The sequence below is a fragment of the Pseudoalteromonas rhizosphaerae genome, from assembly GCF_028885455.1.
In the GTDB taxonomy this organism is placed as follows: domain Bacteria; phylum Pseudomonadota; class Gammaproteobacteria; order Enterobacterales; family Alteromonadaceae; genus Pseudoalteromonas; species Pseudoalteromonas rhizosphaerae.
In genome coordinates this window covers 2,461,340-2,482,171 of the sequence record NZ_CP118496.1, presented here as the reverse complement: position 1 = coordinate 2,482,171, position 20,832 = coordinate 2,461,340, and the positions used below count along the sequence as shown (strand labels likewise).

Annotated in this window: 10 protein-coding genes; 7 read left to right on the top strand and 3 right to left on the bottom strand. The window is 40.0% G+C overall.

Annotated features, from left to right (window positions below):
* Positions 1 to 110 precede the first annotated feature (110 nt).
* Together PVK79_RS10430 and PVK79_RS10425 are read right to left on the bottom strand one after the other, a co-directional pair.
* Positions 111 to 1,106 (bottom strand): LLM class flavin-dependent oxidoreductase, encoded by a 996-nt coding sequence (locus PVK79_RS10430; RefSeq protein ID WP_257326645.1) that lies wholly within the window; start codon positions 1,104 to 1,106, stop codon positions 111 to 113.
* 259 nt (positions 1,107 to 1,365) lie between these two features.
* Positions 1,366 to 2,124, bottom strand: a complete 759-nt coding sequence (locus PVK79_RS10425; RefSeq protein ID WP_182757802.1) for a rhamnogalacturonan acetylesterase — start codon at positions 2,122 to 2,124, stop codon at positions 1,366 to 1,368.
* Between the two features lie 423 nt (positions 2,125 to 2,547).
* Here PVK79_RS10425 and PVK79_RS10420 point away from each other — a divergent pair, with 423 nt between their 5' ends.
* The 6 genes from PVK79_RS10420 to PVK79_RS10395 all read left to right on the top strand — a co-directional run bounded on the left by PVK79_RS10420 (position 2,548) and on the right by PVK79_RS10395 (position 15,309).
* A complete protein-coding gene (locus tag PVK79_RS10420; RefSeq protein ID WP_257326644.1) occupies positions 2,548 to 5,262 on the top strand; it encodes a TonB-dependent receptor in 2,715 nt (904 codons plus the stop codon).
* Positions 5,263 to 5,795: 533 nt separating this feature from the next.
* Positions 5,796 to 8,819: a TonB-dependent receptor gene (locus PVK79_RS10415; RefSeq protein WP_257326643.1), complete on the top strand. Its 3,024-nt coding sequence runs from the start codon at positions 5,796 to 5,798 to the stop codon at positions 8,817 to 8,819.
* A gap of 241 nt (positions 8,820 to 9,060) precedes the next feature.
* Positions 9,061 to 10,533, top strand: coding sequence for a glycoside hydrolase family 28 protein (locus PVK79_RS10410; protein WP_257326642.1), 1,473 nt, complete (start codon positions 9,061 to 9,063; stop codon positions 10,531 to 10,533).
* 13 nt (positions 10,534 to 10,546) lie between these two features.
* Positions 10,547 to 11,170, top strand: coding sequence for a bifunctional 4-hydroxy-2-oxoglutarate aldolase/2-dehydro-3-deoxy-phosphogluconate aldolase (gene eda / locus PVK79_RS10405; protein WP_257326641.1), 624 nt, complete (start codon positions 10,547 to 10,549; stop codon positions 11,168 to 11,170).
* Between the two features lie 91 nt (positions 11,171 to 11,261).
* Positions 11,262 to 12,710 (top strand): glucuronate isomerase, encoded by a 1,449-nt coding sequence (gene uxaC / locus PVK79_RS10400; RefSeq protein WP_257326640.1) that lies wholly within the window; start codon positions 11,262 to 11,264, stop codon positions 12,708 to 12,710.
* A 49-nt stretch (positions 12,711 to 12,759) separates the two neighbouring features.
* Complete coding sequence (locus tag PVK79_RS10395) at positions 12,760 to 15,309, top strand: glycoside hydrolase family 88 protein (protein WP_257326638.1); 2,550 nt, start codon at positions 12,760 to 12,762, stop codon at positions 15,307 to 15,309.
* An 851-nt stretch (positions 15,310 to 16,160) separates the two neighbouring features.
* Here the strand turns inward: PVK79_RS10395 and PVK79_RS10390 are convergent.
* Positions 16,161 to 17,588, bottom strand: a complete 1,428-nt coding sequence (locus tag PVK79_RS10390) for a pectate lyase family protein (protein ID WP_182779024.1) — start codon at positions 17,586 to 17,588, stop codon at positions 16,161 to 16,163.
* 200 nt (positions 17,589 to 17,788) lie between these two features.
* Here PVK79_RS10390 and PVK79_RS10385 point away from each other — a divergent pair, with 200 nt between their 5' ends.
* Positions 17,789 to 20,758 (top strand): TonB-dependent receptor, encoded by a 2,970-nt coding sequence (locus PVK79_RS10385; protein WP_257326637.1) that lies wholly within the window; start codon positions 17,789 to 17,791, stop codon positions 20,756 to 20,758.
* The last annotated feature ends 74 nt before the right edge of the window (positions 20,759 to 20,832 follow it).

The window sequence follows — 20,832 nt, the reverse complement described above, 5'->3', positions numbered from 1 at the left end:
TGCTGTGTTTTGCACTTTTAAGTAGAGTTCAGAAACTAGTAAACTTTGTGTATTAGCTAGTTTCTGTATTGTAACGGGAGTTAAGTGTACCTTAGCTTAATTTTCAGTGGTTATGCTTTTATTGACCGTAAAATCTCCAACGCGTGATGACGGTCGCTACTTTGGTAAAGATCATTGGTAAAAATGAACTCATCGACACCAAGCTCTTTGACTATCATATTTAGCTTATGAGCAATGGTCACAGGACTCCCTACCACAGATAATCCTAAAAAGTTTTCAACTTGAGCCTGCTCTTGCTCATTCCATAATCCAGACATGCTTTTAACGGGAGCTTTTAGCCATAAAGGATCACCACGTAACAGTGCTAAGATACGCTGTTTTGACGTGGTTGCTAAAAACTGTGCATGTTCATCGCTATCTGCTGCAACAATCGGTAAGCCAAGCATTACATACGGTTTGTCTAACACATCAGAAGGTTGAAATTCACGGCGGTATAAAGCGATTGCATCATAAACAAAACGCGGTGCAAAGTGGCCAGCAAACACATAAGGGAGGCCTTTTTTAGCAGCTAGTTGCGCACTATATAAACTGGAACCAAGTAACCAAATAGGTACATTGGTATTCTCGCCAGGAATAGCGCGAACAGGGTGACTACCATCGTAAGGGCCTAATAAAGTTTGCAGTTCAGTAACTTCATCGGCAAAGTTTTCAGCGCGTCGTTCATCTCGGCGCAGAGCACGGCTGGTTATATGATCGCTACCTGGTGCGCGACCTAAACCTAAATCAATACGCCCTGGGTATAAACTCTCTAACGTGCCGTATTGCTCTGCAACAATCAGTGGCGGGTGATTTGGTAACATAACGCCACCAGCACCTACTCGTATAGTTTTAGTTTGCCCTGCTATGTGGCCAATTAATACAGAGGTTGCCGCGCAGACAATTCCCGGCATATTATGATGTTCAGCCATCCAAAATCGGTTAAAACCGAGTTCATCAGCTTTTTGTGCATAAGCGACACTATTTGCAAGAGTACTTGAGACGGTGGCACCTTCTTTCATTGGGCTAAGCTCAAGTAAAGAAAACGGTATTGCAGATAACCCAGACATGCGTACTCCTCATTGCCTTTAATTAAGTGATAAAGATAATCAAAATAATTTAACCATCATTACATTAATGGGTCTGTTGGGGGGGTAATTCAATCAATAATTTTAGCTAATCAATTAATCCAGTCGATTAAGCTAAGTGCACAGAAGTTATTGCATTGAATGTATTTACACCCATCCAATGCAATAACACTACACTAAATAAACTACATACGTTATTAGCTACATCATGCTTAACCGAAAAATTTATAGATAATTACTTTTATTTTAAATGTTTTGGATCAGGTATGCGTAATTGTTTAACGAGTGGGTGATTTATTTTTTTCATTTCAGTTAATACTAATTGAGCAACTTCTCGAGCACCAAGTTCATTGAAATGGGTATTGTCTTCTACGCCCATAGGGTAATTTGGATGTAAGTTAGGTGCTATATGCATAAAACGTAAGCGTGAGTTGATCCCACCAAGCTTTTGAAAATACTGTTGGGTCACCCGTTCCATGTCAATAAAATCGACCCCTGTCTGTTTAGCTACATCTCTTACTATATCAGCGTAAATAGGATGGGTGTCCTTGATCTGACCTTTTTCATCAAAATAACGACGCGTTACCGGGGTCATCAGTAATGGCTGTGCCTGCTTTGCTCTTACTTCAGCAATAAAATTAACTAGGTTTTGCTTATATTGCTCTGGTGTAGTGTAGCGGTCTACTTTCTGTTTTGACTGATCGTTATGACCAAATTGAATGATCACAAAATCATCTTTATTAAGTTCATTTATAATGCCCGCCCACAAGCCTTCACTGATAAAGGTACGTGTACTACGACCATTTTTAGCACGATTTTTAACGTCGATGCTGTCATTAAAAAAGATACTAAAGGGCATTCCCCAACCTGTTTCAGGGTAATCCTTCACTTCTTTAATTGACATGGTTGAATCCCCTGCCATAAAAAGCTGAACTTTAGTAGTTGCTGACATACTTGAAAAACTCACCATGATAAATATTGCTGCTATTAATTTTCCCATTCTACTCGCTCTTTATTGTTTTTAAAAAATCAGTTTAGCTCTTTATAAAATTATCTTTTGTAATTGAGTGAAAAAATAATTTTACTTAATTGTGGTTGTCGTTATAAACATACCACCAACTGCCACCGGTGGCAAATAACAAGTTAAATCATGGTGCTGAATAAAATTAAACCAGTCCTTAATGTACTTTTACTGCAAAAAAAATGTAAATAAACCATGAAAAATGTAATTTCTTAGGTTTGACAATACGCTTTTTTAGATATAGCTTGACTTGGGTGCCACCGGTAGCAAATGTATTTCCCTGATATTGCTACCGTTTCAAATTATATTTTTATGACATCAAATCATAGACTTATATTTTACTGGCTAAATAAAGTAATAAAAATAAAAACTCAAATCAACAGCATAAAAAAGGAACACACAATGAAGACTGCAAATAAGTTCGTTCTAAAGCCACTTAACTGCATTGTTAGTGCCTTATTACTGGGCACAACATCGTATGCAATCGCAGCCGATGAACAACCACAAACAGAAACTAAAGCCCAAAATGACATAGAGTTAATTCAAGTAACAGGATTTAGATCATCATTAAATAAATCGTTAGCAACTAAACGTTTTGAAGTAAATACCACAGAATCTATCGCTGCTGAAGATATTGGTAAATTTCCTGATCTGAATATCGCCGAATCATTACAACGTATTCCTGGTGTGGCAATTTCCCGTGAAGGTGGTGAAGGTAGGCAAATTACCTTACGTGGTTTAGGTCCTGCATTTACACGTACTACTTTAAATGGTATGGAAGTACCTGCAAGTACCGATGGCACTGACTCTGGTGGCGGCGTAAATGGTGGCCGTGCATTTGATTTTAATATATTTGCATCCGAACTATTTAATCGTGTTGATATCCAAAAAACGCCCACAGCTGCAACTGAAGAAGGAGGTATAGCGGGCACTGTTGATATGTATTCTGCACGTCCTTTTGACACAACAGGCTTTCATGTTGCTGCGTCTGCGCAAGCCGGTTATAACGACCTCACTGAAGAAGTCGACCCACGGATGGTATTTATGATCAGCAACACATTTGCTGATGATACAATCGGGGCTTTATTCTCTGTCGCAAAATCTGAACGCACCGTGCGCCAAGAAGGCTTTGGGACTGTGCGCTGGACCACCCCCGTACTCGATGGTGGCGGTATTTATGCTGACACCTCTAGTACAGAAGTTATTGGCACACCCAATACTGGGGAGTGTGAGTTCGAAGGTCAAACAGTCGATGCTGTGAACTGCTTATATACGCCACGTCTGCCTCGCCCTGATTTTTTTGGTAATGAACAAGACCGTTTAGGCTTTACCGGTTCATTACAATATGCTCCTAACGATGATCTGGTCCTTACGCTAGATACATTACATTCAACCCTCGATAATGATCGTACTATGTACAACTTTTTCGAGATGTTTAGAAACACATTCAGCGAAATTACCCCTGAATCGATTACCGTGGCTGAAAATGGAAAACAGATCCAAGCAGCGACATTTAACGGCGTTAAATCTCGAGTAGAAAGCCGTCAGCAGATTTCAAAAACAAAATTTCAACAATACGTATTCTCAGCTAAATATCATTTATCTGATTACCTTCGATTAGACGCTATGGTGGGCACTGCTGAATCGGATGCTCGCTCTGAGCAGTATCGTTATAACATGACTAATAACGCACCTCATAGAGTATCGATGGATTTTGGCACCAGCAATAATACCGCTGTGATGAATTACGATTACGATACTCTAGATGCCAACTCTTTTGATTTAGCCGATGGGCGCTTACGTGCAACAGATGTACTGCGCGAAAATGACACCGCTAAAATTGATTTATCATACGAGATGGATATGATGAATATCAAAGGCGGTATAGCCTATAACGACAGAACGGTTAGTTACGATGAATCACAAATAAACGGTTTTCCTGATCAAGATTCTGCAGCTGGATTTTCTCAGTTAATGCCCTACGATGATTTTGGCACCGGTTATGACGGCACGTTATCACCCTTTATAGTGGCTGATTTTGATGCAATAAATTCACAGCTTTTAGTTAAAGAGTGGGTGCCACGCAGTGCGCAGAGCTGGAAAGTTGAAGAAGAAACAATGGCTGCCTATGTGGAAACTAATTTTGAATATGAAATTTCCGATATGCTACTACGCACCAATGCAGGTGTTCGCTATGTAAAAACTGAAACCACATCAACAGGTTTTATTCAAACTGATGCGGTATCAATCGACAATAGCTATGACAATGTTTTACCGGTGCTAAATTTAGCCCTTGATGCAACCGATGATGTGATTGTAAGGCTGGGTTTATCTAAAACCATGACCCGCCCGAGTTTGAGTTCACTCAATCCTGGTAATCCATCGTTTTCTTATTTAAACGGCACTGTTAGTGCGGGTAACCCATTCTTAGACCCTTTCACCTCTACCAATACAGACTTTGGTGTTGAATGGTACTTTGCAGAAGAGTCGCTATTAGCAGCAACAGCGTTTTACAAAGATATTGGCTCTTTTATAAAAAGTGATAGTGAAGAAAAACTCGTCGATCCTGCTTATTTACCCTTTATTGATAATGATCCGCAATATGATCCATCAAGTGCGCTCGATCCTAGAACTACCCCTTACACACATTTCGTCCCTGTAAATGGACAAGGTACTGTGATCAAAGGGCTTGAACTTATTTATCAGCAACCTTTTTCATTCCTACCTGGGTTGTTAAAAAATATGGGGTTAGTGTCTAACTATACGTATGTCTCTGCAGGTGAAATTACCGGCCTTTCTAAAAATTCTTATAACTTTACCCTGTATTATGAAGAAGAAAACTATGGCGCTCGTGCCTCAGTAAATAAACGCGACAATTACATCACAGATTACACGGGTAACAATGGTAATGCCGAAGAAGCGACATCTGGTCCAACACATTTTGACCTATCTGCTTTTTATAATATTAATGAAAATGTCACTGTAACATTTGAAGCTATTAACCTTACCGATGAGTATGAACGCCTATATACAACAGGTGATGGCAGTTTAGATTTACCACGTGAATATAATCATACCGGCCGACAGTTCTTTTTAGGAATACGCTACAACTTGTAAAACAGTATTTAAATTTTAAACTCCCCTAAGGTAAACAGCTTAATTAACATTTTAATTAAGCTGTTTTTTTACGCACAATACCAACAACTCAATGTTAATTGCCTTTCTTAATTGATAATCAAAAATTACTCACATACTAACAAAAATATTCTTATATTGTTTTTATACGACTAAAGTAGCGCATCCATTATTTATAATTAAAATACAATGCCACCGGTGGCAAATGATCAGTTAAATCATAGTACTTATAGATAATGTTGCACTTGAATGGTATTCGTACGCTGTTCTAAATGTAAATTAATGATGAATAATGTTATGTTTTTCATTTGACTTCACATCAATAACGCTATATTTTTCATTTTGTGCCACCGGTAGCAAGCCATTTCATAAAACACTTTGCTACTTGCTTTCTCGTTGTTTTTCCCATTATGGATTATGAGGTTAGGTGCAATAAAAATCAGAACAAGGACATGACAAACACTCTCTTTTAAGTCATGTTAACTTAATAACAATAAGTAGAACGTGGAACCACTATGACAACCAGCACACACAATTTTAAACTTAGTAAGTTAATGACCAATTTAATACTCAGTGGCGCATTGACCAGTGGCTTAGCATATGCAGCCCCTCAAGATGATGCTGTTGCTGATGATCAACTCGAAGTGATCGAAGTAAAAGGTTTTCGCGGTAGTATCAATGCCGCTTTAATGTCTAAGCGTGAAGCCGTAGGCACCCGTGAAACCATCATTGCAGAAGATATTGGTAAATTTCCTGACTTAAATGTGGCAGATTCTCTTTCACGCGTACCTGGTATCTCTATTGAGGAGGATGCGGGTGAAGGTCGTCAAATTACCATTCGCGGTTTAGGTTCTCGTTACGTTAAAACCACAATTAATGGCATGGAATCAGCATCTGCTGGTGCTGCTACTGATGCGGCTGGTGGTTCTAATACTTCTCGTGCTTTTGATTTTAACGTATTCGCATCTGAACTGTTTACCCAAATAGATATTAATAAAACCGTTTCTGCTGAACTTGAAGACGGCGGCATATCAGGGAATGTAAACTTACAAACGGCGCGTCCATTTCAATATGATGGCTTTAAAGGCGCTTACAATGTCAATGCTCGTTATAGTGATGTTGATGAGGATGTATCGCCTCGTGCTTCTTTTATGCTCAGTAATAACTGGGATAATAAGTTTGGTGTACTTGCCTCTATTGCATACTCTGATGGCACAGTACAAAGTGAAGGTTCTTCAACTGGACGTTGGACTGTAAACAATCCCAGTTTTGTCGAAGATGGTTTACCTGTTGGTCAAGGCGGCTCAAATTATCTTACCGTAGCACCTAAAACATTACTGATGCCAAACGGGAATTACACCAATGAAAATTTAGATGGGCTATATTTACCGCGAATTCCTCGCTATTCATTGTATTCAAAACAGCAAAAACGTCTTGGTGCAACAATTGCTTTTCAGTATGCGCCTACCGATGACCTCTCATTCAACTTAGATGTGCTGCATGCAAGCTTGGATAATGATTCTGAAGAATATCACTACGAAGTATTATCACGAGATCAAAAAGATATCGTCCCTGAAAACATTTATGTCGATGCCAACAACACCATAGTCGCAGGTGCGTATTCAAATTCCATTATTCGCTCAGAGACACGACGGGATTCATCTGAATCAACTTTTGATCAAGTTAGCTTTACTGGAAATTGGTTTATTAACGATCGTTTTAAAATGAACTTCCTAATAGGCCAAGGTAAATCAGATTTAGACATTCCGAATATGACCACCTTTGCCCTAGATAGTAATCAATCTACCGTGGCCTATAGTTTTGATAGTAATATAGACCCATTATCATTAATTAATAACCCGGGCGGACAAGCGATTGGTAGCGGTGAGTTAAACACTAATATGCCATCATTTGCATTTGCTGCAGGTCAGGCACCTGGCGGTAATTATAGTAAAGATGAAATAGCATCGGTGATGACAGATCCAAGTAATTACACCGCTGGTTTAGTGCGTAACCGCTCTCAAACGATTGAAAGTGAAAATAAAACTATTAGAGTTGATTTTACATACGAGATTAACGATGAATACACAGTTAAGTTTGGTGTTGGTCAGCGTAGTTTTGAAACAGAACAACACTATAATTTAAATAACTGGAAAGACATCAATAAAGATACAAATAAAACATCAGGCGCAATAGCAGAAGAGCGTGTTATATCGCTAGATGCAGCCCAAATTGATGGCAGCTTGTTTAATACCACTTTAGATAAACAAGGTGTAAGTTTTGGTAACAACGCTTCAATTCCTGGTTCATCAACGCTTAACAGTAGTACTTGGTTAGCACCTGATTATAATGCCATGTATAACGCCTTTGCTGGGGCAGACTTTTTTCAAGCCAAAGAAGATTTTAGACGCACTTATTATATTAAAGAAGAAGTTGCTACAGCATTTGTCCAGTTAGATTTCAGAAACTACATATTTGATAAAGAGCTACGTGGTAATGTTGGTGTACGTTATGTTGATAACAAAAACACCAGTCGTATCGTAAATTTAGATCATATTTACAAAGATGGTTTCACTGCGGGACGTGGCGACGGTGCAAACTATGCTGCAGGTTATGGCTGGCGTGAATCAGTAAGTGAAGGTGATGAATGGCTACCGTCTTTTAACCTTGCTTACGATATTACAGAGGACTTAGTCGGTCGCTTTAGTTATTCACACGCAATTACTCGCCCAAAATTATCTGATTTACGCTCTTCAATCAGTATTAATACGCCGAGTATTGATGATCCATCAGCGACAATTAAGATGGGTGCAGGCCCGTCACTCAAGCCTTATAAAGCGAAACAATACGATCTAGGTTTGGAATGGTATTTTGCTGAAGAGTCACTGCTTGCAACATCACTGTTTTATAAAAATATTTCGGGTTTAACAAAAGCAAGTTCTGAGCAGGTTTTATCACAAACCGAACTTGATAGACTTGGTATCGACCTTGGCGACACAGATCCTAGCACTGTAACTTGGCAAGTATCGCAACTTGTCAATACCGATGCTGAAGGCATGTGGGGCGCAGAATTTATTTATCAACAGCCTTTTACCTTCTTACCTGAACCATTTAATGCCTTAGGTTTACAAACTAACTACACCTATATTGATTATACACGTGATATAGAAGACCCATTTTACGGCACGCAACTTAACTTAGTAGAAGAAGAAACATCAAAGAACACATACAATATAACCTTGTACTATCAAGTAGACGATTGGTCGGCTCGTTTTTCTTATAACTACCGAAGTGGCTATAACAAACAATATTTAGACGAATATAAAGATGAATCAACCTTTGTGCGTGGTTATGATGCAAAGGCGAAGCTTAATTTCTCTGCCCGCTACAAGTTAACAGAGAAAATGAGTGTTTCATTTGAAGCCGTTAATTTAACAGATGAAAAACAAGATATGTGGAATGATATTTACACGCCACGCCCTTATGAAAATCTGTCATCAGGTCGCCAGTTTTTAGTGGGTGTAAGGGGCACTTTCTAAACTTAATCAACACATAGCCTCGTTAACTGAGGCTATGTCTGCAATATAATACTCTCCCCAGTGCATAATCGATGATTTTTACTATCGATTATTTTATTAGTCACTAATTTTAAATAACTTTTTCAAAAACAATAAGTCTTTGAAAATTTAAACTTTGTAGTAAAATCACATTGCCACCGGTGGCAATAACTGCTAATGTTAACCTATTATAATAATTCCAATTTCAGCAGCAGGATACAAAATGAATAATCAACGACGGTATTTTCTTAAAGCATTGGCTTCTAGCACGTTGGTAACAGCAACCTTAGTTGGCTGTAAGTCAGCCCCTTTGCTCAATGTTTTTGACGCACCAATTAGCGCTGACGATTGGCAAATGGCTGCACAAATCAAATCAGCGATTGTAGTACCGACCTTCCCTGCTAAACAATTTAATATTAAAGACTTTGGTGCAAAAGAAAATGGCCAATATGATTGTACGCAAGCAATTAAAGGCGCCATTGAAGCCTGCCACGCACAAGGAGGTGGTCAGGTCTACATTCCAAATGGCACCTACTTGACCGGTGCCATTCATTTACTTTCTAACGTAAATTTACACTTGGCTGATAAGGCAATATTAAGTTTCAGCACTGATCCTAATCATTACTTACCAGAGGTATTTACTCGCTGGGAAGGCTTAGAAATGATGGGCTACTCACCACTGATTTATGCTTATGAACAAGAAAACATTGCCATCACAGGTAAAGGAACACTGCAAGGAAATGGTGATAACCAAACATGGTGGCCTTGGAAGGGACCACACAAGGAAGGTCATTGGGATTTAATTAAAGATAGCCAAGGTAAAGTATTGCACCAGCGTGAAGCACGTGATCAGTTAATGGTTGATGCCGAAGCTGGTGTGCCTGTCAGCCAACGTATATACAGTACTGGTGCCTATTTACGCCCTCCTTTTATTCAACCGTATAAATGTAAAAATATTTTAATCGAAGGCGTAACAATTAAAAACTCACCTTTTTGGTTAGTGAACCCGGTTTTATGCCAAAGTGTTACGGTTGATAACGTCAATTTTTCAAGCCATGGTCCTAATTCAGACGGCTGTGATCCAGAAAGTTGTGACCACGTGCACATTAAAAACTGTGTCTTTGATACCGGTGATGATTGTATCGCGATCAAATCGGGCCGAAATGCTGATGGTCGCCGTGTTGGGGTAGCATCGCAAAACATTGTTATTGAAAACTGCCATATGAAAGAAGGCCATGGTGGTGTTGTGATCGGCAGTGAGATATCTGGCGGTGTAAATAATGTCTTTGTGCAAAACTGCACCATGGACAGCCCCCACCTAGAGCGCGCTATTCGTATCAAAACTAACTCAGTACGTGGCGGTTTGATCGAGCATATTCGCATACGTAACATCGAAGTTGGCACGGTTAAAAATGCGGTTGTGATCAACTTCTATTATGAAGAAGGCGATGCAGGACAATTCGATCCAACAGTTCGAGATATTCAAATTGAAAACTTACATTGTAAAAATGTGCTCAGTAAAGCGTTTTATCTTAATGGTTTTGAACGCGCACCAATTAACGATATTCATTTTAAAAACTGCCATTTTGACCAAGTAGGCAGTCAGTCAATCGTAGCTCATGTAAATAATATGAGTTTAGATAATGTCACTTTAAACAAACAGCCACTGACAATGGCGCAATTACAGCAATCATGATAGGAACCGATGTATGAACGCGTTTTCAACATTATTAGGCACCCAAACAATTCTGCCTATAATACAAGCAAATAGTAGTGAAGAAGGTGTCGCTATTGCCACTGCCATGCACAAGGCTGGCATTCATTTAGTTGAAGTTGTGCTGCGCACGCCAGCTTCCCTTGACGCATTAATCGCGATTAAAAAAGCGTTGCCCGATTTATGCGTTGGTGCCGGCACGATTACCGATCAAGCATTACTTGCAAAAAGTCTTGCCGTCGGCAGTGATTTTATTGTTACTCCTGCGGTATCACCACGATTATTAGATGCCCTTAGTCAATCTTCTGTGCCCGTTGTGCCGGGTGTTTCAAACACCGCCGATATTTTACTTGCTAAAGAATATGGCTTTACTGAGCAAAAATTATTTCCTGCCTCTTTGTGTGGTGGCGAGCAGTTTTTAAAAGCAGTCAGCAGCGTATTTGCTGATATTCGCTTTTGCCCAACAGGTGGCATTAATGAACAAAACTTTAAAGACTATTTAGCACTTAGCAATGTGATAGCCGTGGGGGGTACTTGGATTGCACAACCACAATGGGTGCAAAGTAAAGACTATGAAAAAATCACTCAAGCCTGCCTTCAGGTACTAAACAACAACTAATTAACATATTGACTGCCATACGTTGACAGTGTAATTTACCTTTACATGCCACCGGTGGCAAAATACAAGCAGAAAAGTTAAGGAATCTTCAATGCCGAGCAATATCGAACCTTTAGAGTTGCACCCAGATCGTTTATTTTCAAGCGATCCTAGCGTCGTTGCTATCGCTAGAAAGTTATATGAATCAATTAAAGACTTACCGATTGTTAGCCCACACGGTCACACTGATCCACGTTGGTTTAATGAAAATGAAAACTTCGGCAATGCAACCGAGCTGTTTATAAAACCCGATCACTATGTGTTTAGAATGCTCTACAGTCAAGGTATCCCAATGACTGATTTAGGAGTACCTGAGCATGGTCTGCAAGGCGACATGGCTCGTTCAAAAGCAGCTGATCCTGAAAAAGTATGGCAAATCTTTGCTGATAACTATCACCTGTATGCCGGAACGCCAAGTGGCTATTGGTTAGATGCGGTATTTAGTGATGTGTTTGGTTTTACAGAAAAACTTTGCTCTGAAAATGGTCAGCACTATTATCAAAAAATTACAGCTGCGTTAGCAACACCCGAGTTCAAGCCTCATGCACTGATGGACCGCTTTAATATTGAACTAATTGCCACAACAGAAGGTGCACTTGATCAGCTCCCGCACCACCGCGCAATTGCAGGCTCTGCAATAGCAAAACGTGTGATCACCACCTTTAGACCTGATGATGTGGTTGATGCTAGCCGTGAAGATTTTATCGACAACGTAATTAAACTTGGTGAGATAACCGACCAAGATACAACGACTTGGCAAGGTTATTTAGCGGCAATTCAAATACGTCGTGATTACTTTCGTATTGAAGGACGTGCAACAGCAACCGATCATGGCCACCCTACTGCATTAACTGCTGACTTACCTACCGCAGAATGTGAAGCATTATTTGAAAAATGTCGAACAGGCCATTCAACAGAGCAAGAGCAAGAATTATTCCGTGGCCAAATGCTCACTGAGCTTGCCGGTATGAGCATTAAAGATGGTTTAGTGATGCAAATTCACCCTGGCGCGCATCGTAATCATAACCAAGCGGTATTTGATCAATTTGGCCGTGATAAAGGCTGTGATATTCCAAGCCAAACTGAATACGTTAATGCACTCAAACCACTATTGAGTAAATACGGAAATCACCCGGATCTTAAAATCATCCTATTCACATTAGATGAAACGACCTATAGTCGAGAACTTGCGCCACTAGCGGGTCACTACCCTAGCCTCAAGTTAGGTCCTGCTTGGTGGTTCCATGACAGCCCCGCCGGTATGCTTCGTTTTAGACAGCAAACAACTGAAACAGCTGGTTTTTATAACACGGTTGGCTTTAATGATGACACCCGCGCATTTTTATCAATTCCAGCTCGTCATGATGTTGCACGCCGTGTTGACTGTCGCTACTTGGCTGAATTGGTAGCTAATCATCAAATTAGCGAAAGTAGCGCACAGACACTTGCTTATCAACTAACCTATGGGCTAGTTAAAAAAGCATACAATCTCGATAAATAACAATAATAGAGCCACCTAATTTTAGTGGCTCAACCATTGAGGACACACAATGACTTTAAAAACATCACTGTTATCAAAGCGCTTTATGATGGGAACAGTTCTGAGCTCTAGCCTATTATTGATTGCATGCCAAGAACAAGCAGCCATTAAAACGCCACTACAAGCAAGCGAAACTAACTCCTTTGGAAGCGCATTAGTTGCTAAAGTAGACATTGTTAATCCATCTTCATTTGAACGCCCTGATGAACCTATTTATATTAGCTATTATGATTTAGGCCTTAACCAAGCAGCTGCTTTAACAATAAAGACAGCGCAGCAAGTGTTACCAAGCCAAGCAGTAGATATTAACTCAGACGGTGAACTTGATGGTGTTTATTTTATTGTCGACTTATCTGATAAACCAATTGAAGTCACTATTACACAGCAAAGTAAGCCGCCAATAACAACACAAACAAAACGTGTTCAAGCTGATCTTGCCCATAAACAGGGCGGTCAATGGCAGCCACACTCGCGCCCACCAAAACATCAAGTTGGTACAGGTAAAAAAGAATATGTAGGCGGTGAATTTACAAATGTTGATGAGTTAACGCCACCAGATTATTACACAGATCATTCAAATTGGATCCGTTATGAAGGTCCTGGCATTGAATCAGATAAAGTAGGTTACCGTTTTTACCTCGATTGGCGTAATGGCTTTGACATTTTCGGTAAGTTAACCACTAAACCAGTTCTACATACAGTTGGACTAGATGGATATGACTCTTATCATGACAAGCAAGATTGGGGAATGGACATTCTCAAAGTGGGCAAGTCTTTAGGGGCTGGTGGATTTGGTTTAATGGGTAGTAATGATGAGCTGGAACATGTCGCTGATGTAAGTTCACGAACAGCACGGATTATTGAAAATGGTGATTTACGCGCCAGTATACAAATTGAGTATCAAGGCTGGCAAAACAGCTATCAACAGCAAGATTTAATAGCCAATATTAGTATGCACGGCGGCTCACGTTTGGCACATGTAGAACTGAGCACTGATAAAAATTTGCCTAATATAGTTGCCGGAGTTGTTAAGCACCCTGAGACTGAGTTTATTCAAGCTGATCTAGATACTATGAGTAATTATGGCTATGGCTATATCGCCAGTTGGGGGAATCAAAGCTTAGATAAATCAGCTTTAGGTATGGCGGTTTTCTTTAAAAAAGGTGATGTCATTGACGTGCGCCAAGACAAAAATAACTACCTTGCAGTACTCAAACCTAAAGGACAAAGTACACAGCATACTGATTACTATTTTGCCTCTGTTTGGCAACCTGAAAGTGGTATCAACGATAAAGAAAGCTTTATTGAGTACCTTGATCAACAAGCTGAAAGATTGACAATTAAACCACGCATTACTTTGCATACCACAGTTACAGCAAAAAAAACGACGCAACCGCTTAATGATAAAATAGCCCTTGAATGGGCCCGCGCCCTTGCCGATTCAGAGCTGAAAAGAAAAGCACTAGGCTATCATGCCAATGGCTGGGATGTGAACCGTAAGCGCAGCCCAAAGTTTGAATACGACATTATCGGCTTACAGCCATATGCTTACTACCAATTAGGGATGGCAACTGATGAGCAAACTTATAAGAATGTGATTGCCCAAGTTACTGGTAGCTTTATTGATCAACAAGGCAAAATCACCGCCTATAAACAAAGCAATTTTAACATTGATAACATTCCGCCTGGGCGTAATCTTATCCAGCTATACCAAGATACCCAGCAGCAACAATATTTATCTGCCGCAAAAGCTTTACGTGCACAATTACAGTTACAGCCACGTACATCACAAGGCGCATTTTGGCACAAAAACAAATATCAACATCAAGTGTGGCTAGATGGCGTTTATATGGGTATGCCGTTTTTAGCCCAGTACGGTAGCTTATTTGAAACGGGCCATCAGCAACAAGAAACCTTCGCCGAGGTTGTAAACGAATTTAAGCTCACACGTGAAGCACTACGCGATCCAAAAACAGGGTTGTACTATCACGGTTGGGATGAATCTAAACAGCAAGCATGGGCAGATAAAAAAACGGGTGTTTCTGCAGAATTTTGGGGCCGTGGTATGGGGTGGCTCGCTATGGCAGTGGTTGATGTACTCGATTACATCCCAGCAAAAAACACAGAGCAACGCGATACCTTACTCGCCATGGTAAAAGAGTTGGCCACGGATATTGCCAAAGTTCAAGATATTGATACCGGCACATGGTGGCAAGTTTTAGACAAACCAACGGCTTTAGGTAACTACCAAGAATCAACTGCAACAGCCATGTTTGCTTACTTTTATGCCAAAGCACTTAATAATGGCTATATCGATGCTGATTATCAAGACACTGCCCTTGCAGCGTATCAAGGTTTACTTAACCAATTTACATTAGTACATAGCGATGGCACGGTAAGTATGACAAACCAATGCTATGTTGCAGGCCTTGGCTTTGGTCGTGATGGTAGTTATCACTATTATATGAGCGAGCCGGTCAGCAAAAATGATCCTAAAGGAAATGGTCCCTTCATTCTAGCAAGCCTTGAAGTAGCAAAGCTTCTAGCTGGTAACAACTAAACAGCCATAGATTATTCAGCCGGAAAGCAAAGTCCATCGCATTTTGCTTACCGGCCAAAACTCACTTCCCTTCAACAACATCAGCACACTAAGCTCATAAGGATTTATGATGCGTATAATCAAAATCAATAAAAACAGCGTAAATAAAAATATTTTTTCATTTTTGCTCTGCTGCTTATTCTGCTCAATAATGAATGTGTCTGCGCAAAATAATAACAACTCACTGAGCTATGCAGTACAAATGGTTAGTTCTGAGATGCTCTGTAACCTTCAGGCGTACACCACCTATTGGCGCGATTAACCGCGATGGGACTACACTACCCATTGCTTAGTGTTACTGTCATTCGTGAAGCTCTATCTGCGTCAACCAGAGCAACGCTATTAGTCTACAGGCGGGATTGTTGATAGCAGCGACAATGACTCGAAGCGAATTAATGTCCAAGCGCTTATAAATATTGATGGGTTAAGTGATTTCACTTCAGCTAGCAAGAGGTGGGGGGACCGTTATGAAACTATCCCACAACGTTAGCGCTGTGCATCACCTATTTCCTATATTGATAACAACGCGTTTGCGACACTTTTCATTAATAGCTCAGTACCACGCTCTCGAGCAGGCCGAAACAGCGCAATACAAAAGTTAGAGGAATTACAAATAACCAGCCAAGTTTATCAATTCAAAGGCGCGCAGCATTCATTTTGGTTATTCCAGCCGTGGTTAACACCAACGACTGCCGTTATTGATGACTTTTTAACAGCACAATTCGCTAACAGTCGTTGAACACTATTGAAGTTATAATCGAAAGCCACGATGACTTAACAGATCTGTTAAAGTCAAAGTGGTTTTTGCTTTATTATTCGCTAAGTGAATTTAAGTACTGCTGTAAAACCTGCTCTTTAGTGGCATTTTTCAATTGCGGCTGATGTTTTTTTAGCCAGTTATCATCCACACCATCTTGATCGGCATCTGTGATTGCTGTAAAGCCTATAAATTGTTTTTCATAAGCATCCCAACTACCTATTAATTCAAACTCGTGGTCTATTAGACCGTTTTTCTTGATGGGCACAGCGTCTATTAATTGTTGATAAACTAAGTTATCAACACTATCAATAAATCGGCCATTGGCATTTTTGCTTGCACCAATGTCTTGTGCTTTGGTGGCAGTATAAAATGCTTGCTCTGCACTAATATAGGCCAACGATTCTTGCACAGCAGATGTAATAATTACTTTATCGCTTAACCAAGGGCTCTTTGTATCACTCTTTGTGCGCTTTGCTTTGACTGCTTTACGGTAGTTTACACCTAAGTAGTTATGCTCACTCAGTTGTGGATTGTTCTCAAGTACATTACCCATAATATACGCCTGATTTTCTTTTATCTCAGGGGAGTACCAAATATCCGCAAACTGCATGATCTTACTTGCTTTGCCTGGCTTATAGTAATTATTGATCAGGTTAAAACGACCATTTTCTGAGCCATACACATTGTTATGTCCCCAGTTAAAAATAATATTATTAATTATTTCAACAAACTCTTCATTTTGTGCGTATGGTGATTTAAGTCTATGCCCGTTGATCCTTGGTGTTCTGCTGGCATGATTAGCGAGTATATTATTAATGAAACTTGCATTTGCTCCGCCCCAAATACCACCATAACCATGATCTCCTTTAGGGTGAATTGAATGGCTTAAACTGTGCGAAATCATTGAGTTTTGTAGTGTGAAATTGCGGTTATTATAAAAACTTGCAGTTTCATCAACCGACCAACTTAATGAACAGTGGTCAATTATCACCGTATCACTATTTCGTACTGACAAAGAGTCATCTGCGTAACCAAATGTACCTAAACGAAAGCGCATATAGCGAATAATCACGTTAGTACTGGACGACACAATCACAGGTGCACCAATAAGGGTAATACCTCCAGGCGAGCTTTGTCCTGCAATGGTGATATTGCCGTGTGAAATTTTAAGTTCGTCTACCAGCTTTATCACTCCTGACACCGCAAAAACAATGGTTCTAGGATGCTTTTGCTCTACCGCATAGCGTAACGTACCCTCAATTGGTTTATCAGCTTGATCTGCTAAGCTTGTGACAATATAAAGCTCACCGCCCTTTCCTCCGGTTGCATATTTTCCGAAACCTTGCGCAGAAGGAAATGCTAAATTAGCATTTATTTGTTCAGCAGATAATTTAGCTGAAATAGAAATAGTAAACACAAAAATCATACACATGTAAGCTATGTGCAGATATTTTGAGTGATTATTTTGCAATAATTGCATAATGGTCCTTTAAAATTGCTTTTACACTTTAGGGTTTAAATAAAAAAATACACATGTTGATGGCTAATAAATTGACAACATTATTAATACAGTGTTAACTTCATGTTATTCCATTTTGCCACCGGTGGCAAGCTGGGATTTAAATCAACGGGAATCGCATAACTTGCACACACAATTAAAAGCCTGAAAAAGGAATAAAAATGAAGAGCATGAGATTAAGCGCGATCGCTGCGGCATTACTGGTAGCAATGCCAATTTATGCACAAACGGCCGATCCTGCACAGCCAAAGGTTGAAAATAATACACAAAAAACCACAACCAATGCTGAACAAGAACCAACCAAATCAGCACAAATTGTTGAAGACGATATAGAAATAATAGCTGTAACGGGTGTTTACCAAGCTGATTTAAAAGCACGCGCTATGGAACGTGACAGCAAAGCGTTTAGCTCTGTGATTGCCACCGATGACATGGGTAACTTTGTTGACCAAAATGTTGCTGAGTCACTGCGTCGGATCCCGGGTGTCACTTTAGAGCGCAGTGAAGGTGAAGGTAAATATATTGCAGTTCGGGGCTTAGGTCCTAAATTCGTTTCGGTAAGTATGAATGGTGCTGAGCTTTCCGGTGCAGGCGATGATCGTAAGATTGGTCTTGATGGCATCACCAGTGATTCTCTGGGTGCCATTGAAGTTTTTAAAACTCTCACACCCGATATGAACCTTAACTCTATTGGTGGCTCAGTTAATGTCAGAGCCATATCAGCTTATGACCGAGGTAAAAACACCTTAAAAATGAAGCTGCAAGATTCATACAGTGAACTCAGAGAAGAACACTCGCCGAAGTTTAGCCTTGATGGCACACAGTTATTTTTAGATGACAAAATCGGTGTTGGTTTTGCGCTTTCTTATGAAGATAGAAAAACTCAAGTAGATGAAGTACGCCATCATAGCACCCGTGAATTAAACTTCTTACAAGGTGGGATTGGTCTAAGTGAAGAGCAACTTAGCAATGCACCAGAAATATTAATTCCGGCACAACTAGAAAATCGCCGAGAAATCGCCGATAGAAAACGCTCCACCGCAACCCTCAATTTTGAATTTAAACCCTCAGAAGACAGTTTTTATTACTTACGTGGTAATTACTCTAATTACACTGATGGGGATATTGCACAACGTGAGTTTTACAACTTTTATAATGGCGATGAGGCCGATGAAGTTATCTATGTGAATGCAGAAACAAAAGAGTTTGCTCTGTCAGATGTGGATGTCTTCAACCAGTACTTTATTCAAGAAGGTGAAACCACTACGACTAATTTCAGTGTTGGTGGTGAAAACTATATCGCTGATTCATGGCGTGTCGATTATGAATTTGCTTACTCTAAAACTGAAGATAAATCAGTCGGGGATCGACGAGCCCAATTTCGTGAACGCGAAAATATCGTCTATGGTAAAGGCAGCAGAGACAACATTATCGCTAAAGTATTGACCCCTGCAGAAGCAGCAGCTCTGGGCGGGTTTGCCCTTAAAGATGACGAAGATGTATTTGCTGGTGAAGCCGATGGTGATATCAGCGATTTATCAAATATGGAATACGATAATCTGTTTATGGAAGACAGTACCCGTACAGATGAAATTACTAGCCTGAAGTTAAACTTACAAAAAGATTTTGATTACCAATACCTTAACTTTATTAAAGTTGGCGGTACTTATAATGAACGAGAGCATTACAATAATAAAGATCGCTGGAGTTATACCGTTAATAGCGCCGATTGCGGTGGCGACCAAACCTGTATGGATGTCGCAACATCAAATATCACTGATTATAATTACGCGGTGCCAGCAGGTGGTTTATTTACCTATCCATTTGTAAGCCAACAGGATGTTGAATACATTGTAAATTCTACAAAAATAACACGCGAAAGTGCCACCGGTGGCGAAGAGTCAATTGACAGTACCAAAGAAGATTACACGCTTACTGAAGACACTTATGCAGCTTTTATCATGGCTGAAATGCCACTTTCTGAGCAACTAACCGTGATCACCGGTGTACGCTATGCGCATACTGAGTTTTCTTCAACTGGTTTTATGTCGCTTGAAAACGATGACTGGGATTTTGGCAATGACAAAATGCTTGATTTAGCAATCCCATTACCTGAATCGTCAATTACCTATAGTGAGTTTTTCCCGAGTATTCATGTTCGCTATGAGCCTAGCGATCAAATTTTGGTACGTACTTCATTATGGACCAGTTACACCCGCCCTTCTTTTAAACAAGCTCGTGGTTTTGCTAAGTTTGATGACGACATAAGCTTATGCGATCCAACAACGAACGAATGTTACAGCTCGCCAGATGGACAGAGCGCCATTGAACTTCAAGGTTATATTTTAGGACCCGATAACGCAGTACAAGTTGGTAATCCTAATCTAGTAGCCATGACATCTGACAACTTTGATGCATCATTTGGCTGGTATCCATCAAAAGAGTTATTTATGGAAGCAGCAGTATTTTACAAAAATATCGATAACTTCATCGTCGATGTCACCGGTATTCAAATGGGGATAGACGAATTACCACTGACTTTACCAGTTAATCAAGTGTCTGATTTTGCAATTCCACAAGATCTTGTTCTCAATCAGGTCGATATCACTTTAAACGGCGATAAAGCAACTGTTTATGGTATTGAATTGAGTTACAACCAGTTCTTTGAGAATGGTTTATTTTGGCAAAGTAATATGACATTTGTAAAAAGTGAAGCTGAGCTCGATGCCACTATTCGTCAAGATAAAATGCCACTGCCTGGTCAGGCTGACGTTACCGGTAATATTGCCGTGGGCTGGGAAGATGAGTCATTCTCGTTACGCCTAATTAGTAATTACCGCTCTGATATTCTTGAAGAAGTTGGCTCTTGCCCTGTGTCAGCGAATAAAGCCGATAGTCATACTTGCAAAACATGGGCTGATATTTACCAAGACGACATAATGACTTTTGATATAAAAGTAAAATACGACTTTTCAAAAAGCCTCAGCGTGTACTTTGATGCAATTAACCTAACCGACGAATCAGATCTACGTTACTTCACCGGTAATAAGCAATCTGGTGGCGAGATCCTCTACCAGCGTGAAGATTATGGCCGCACATTCCAGTTAGGTATGAATTATAAATTTTATTAACAATCAATGAAGTAATAAAAATCGTTAATTTCACACACAATTAACGCGTAGAAGACACGCTTTCATCCTTGGAG

Coding starts and splice junctions, on each gene's coding strand:
- PVK79_RS10395 (WP_257326638.1), top strand. CDS start 12,760: ATGACTTTAAAAACATCACTGTTATCAAAGCGCTTTATGATGGGAACA.
- eda (WP_257326641.1), top strand. CDS start 10,547: ATGAACGCGTTTTCAACATTATTAGGCACCCAAACAATTCTGCCTATA.
- uxaC (WP_257326640.1), top strand. CDS start 11,262: ATGCCGAGCAATATCGAACCTTTAGAGTTGCACCCAGATCGTTTATTT.
- PVK79_RS10385 (WP_257326637.1), top strand. CDS start 17,789: ATGAAGAGCATGAGATTAAGCGCGATCGCTGCGGCATTACTGGTAGCA.
- PVK79_RS10415 (WP_257326643.1), top strand. CDS start 5,796: ATGACAACCAGCACACACAATTTTAAACTTAGTAAGTTAATGACCAAT.
- PVK79_RS10430 (WP_257326645.1), bottom strand. CDS start 1,106: ATGTCTGGGTTATCTGCAATACCGTTTTCTTTACTTGAGCTTAGCCCA.
- PVK79_RS10420 (WP_257326644.1), top strand. CDS start 2,548: ATGAAGACTGCAAATAAGTTCGTTCTAAAGCCACTTAACTGCATTGTT.
- PVK79_RS10410 (WP_257326642.1), top strand. CDS start 9,061: ATGAATAATCAACGACGGTATTTTCTTAAAGCATTGGCTTCTAGCACG.
- PVK79_RS10390 (WP_182779024.1), bottom strand. CDS start 17,588: ATGCAATTATTGCAAAATAATCACTCAAAATATCTGCACATAGCTTAC.
- PVK79_RS10425 (WP_182757802.1), bottom strand. CDS start 2,124: ATGGGAAAATTAATAGCAGCAATATTTATCATGGTGAGTTTTTCAAGT.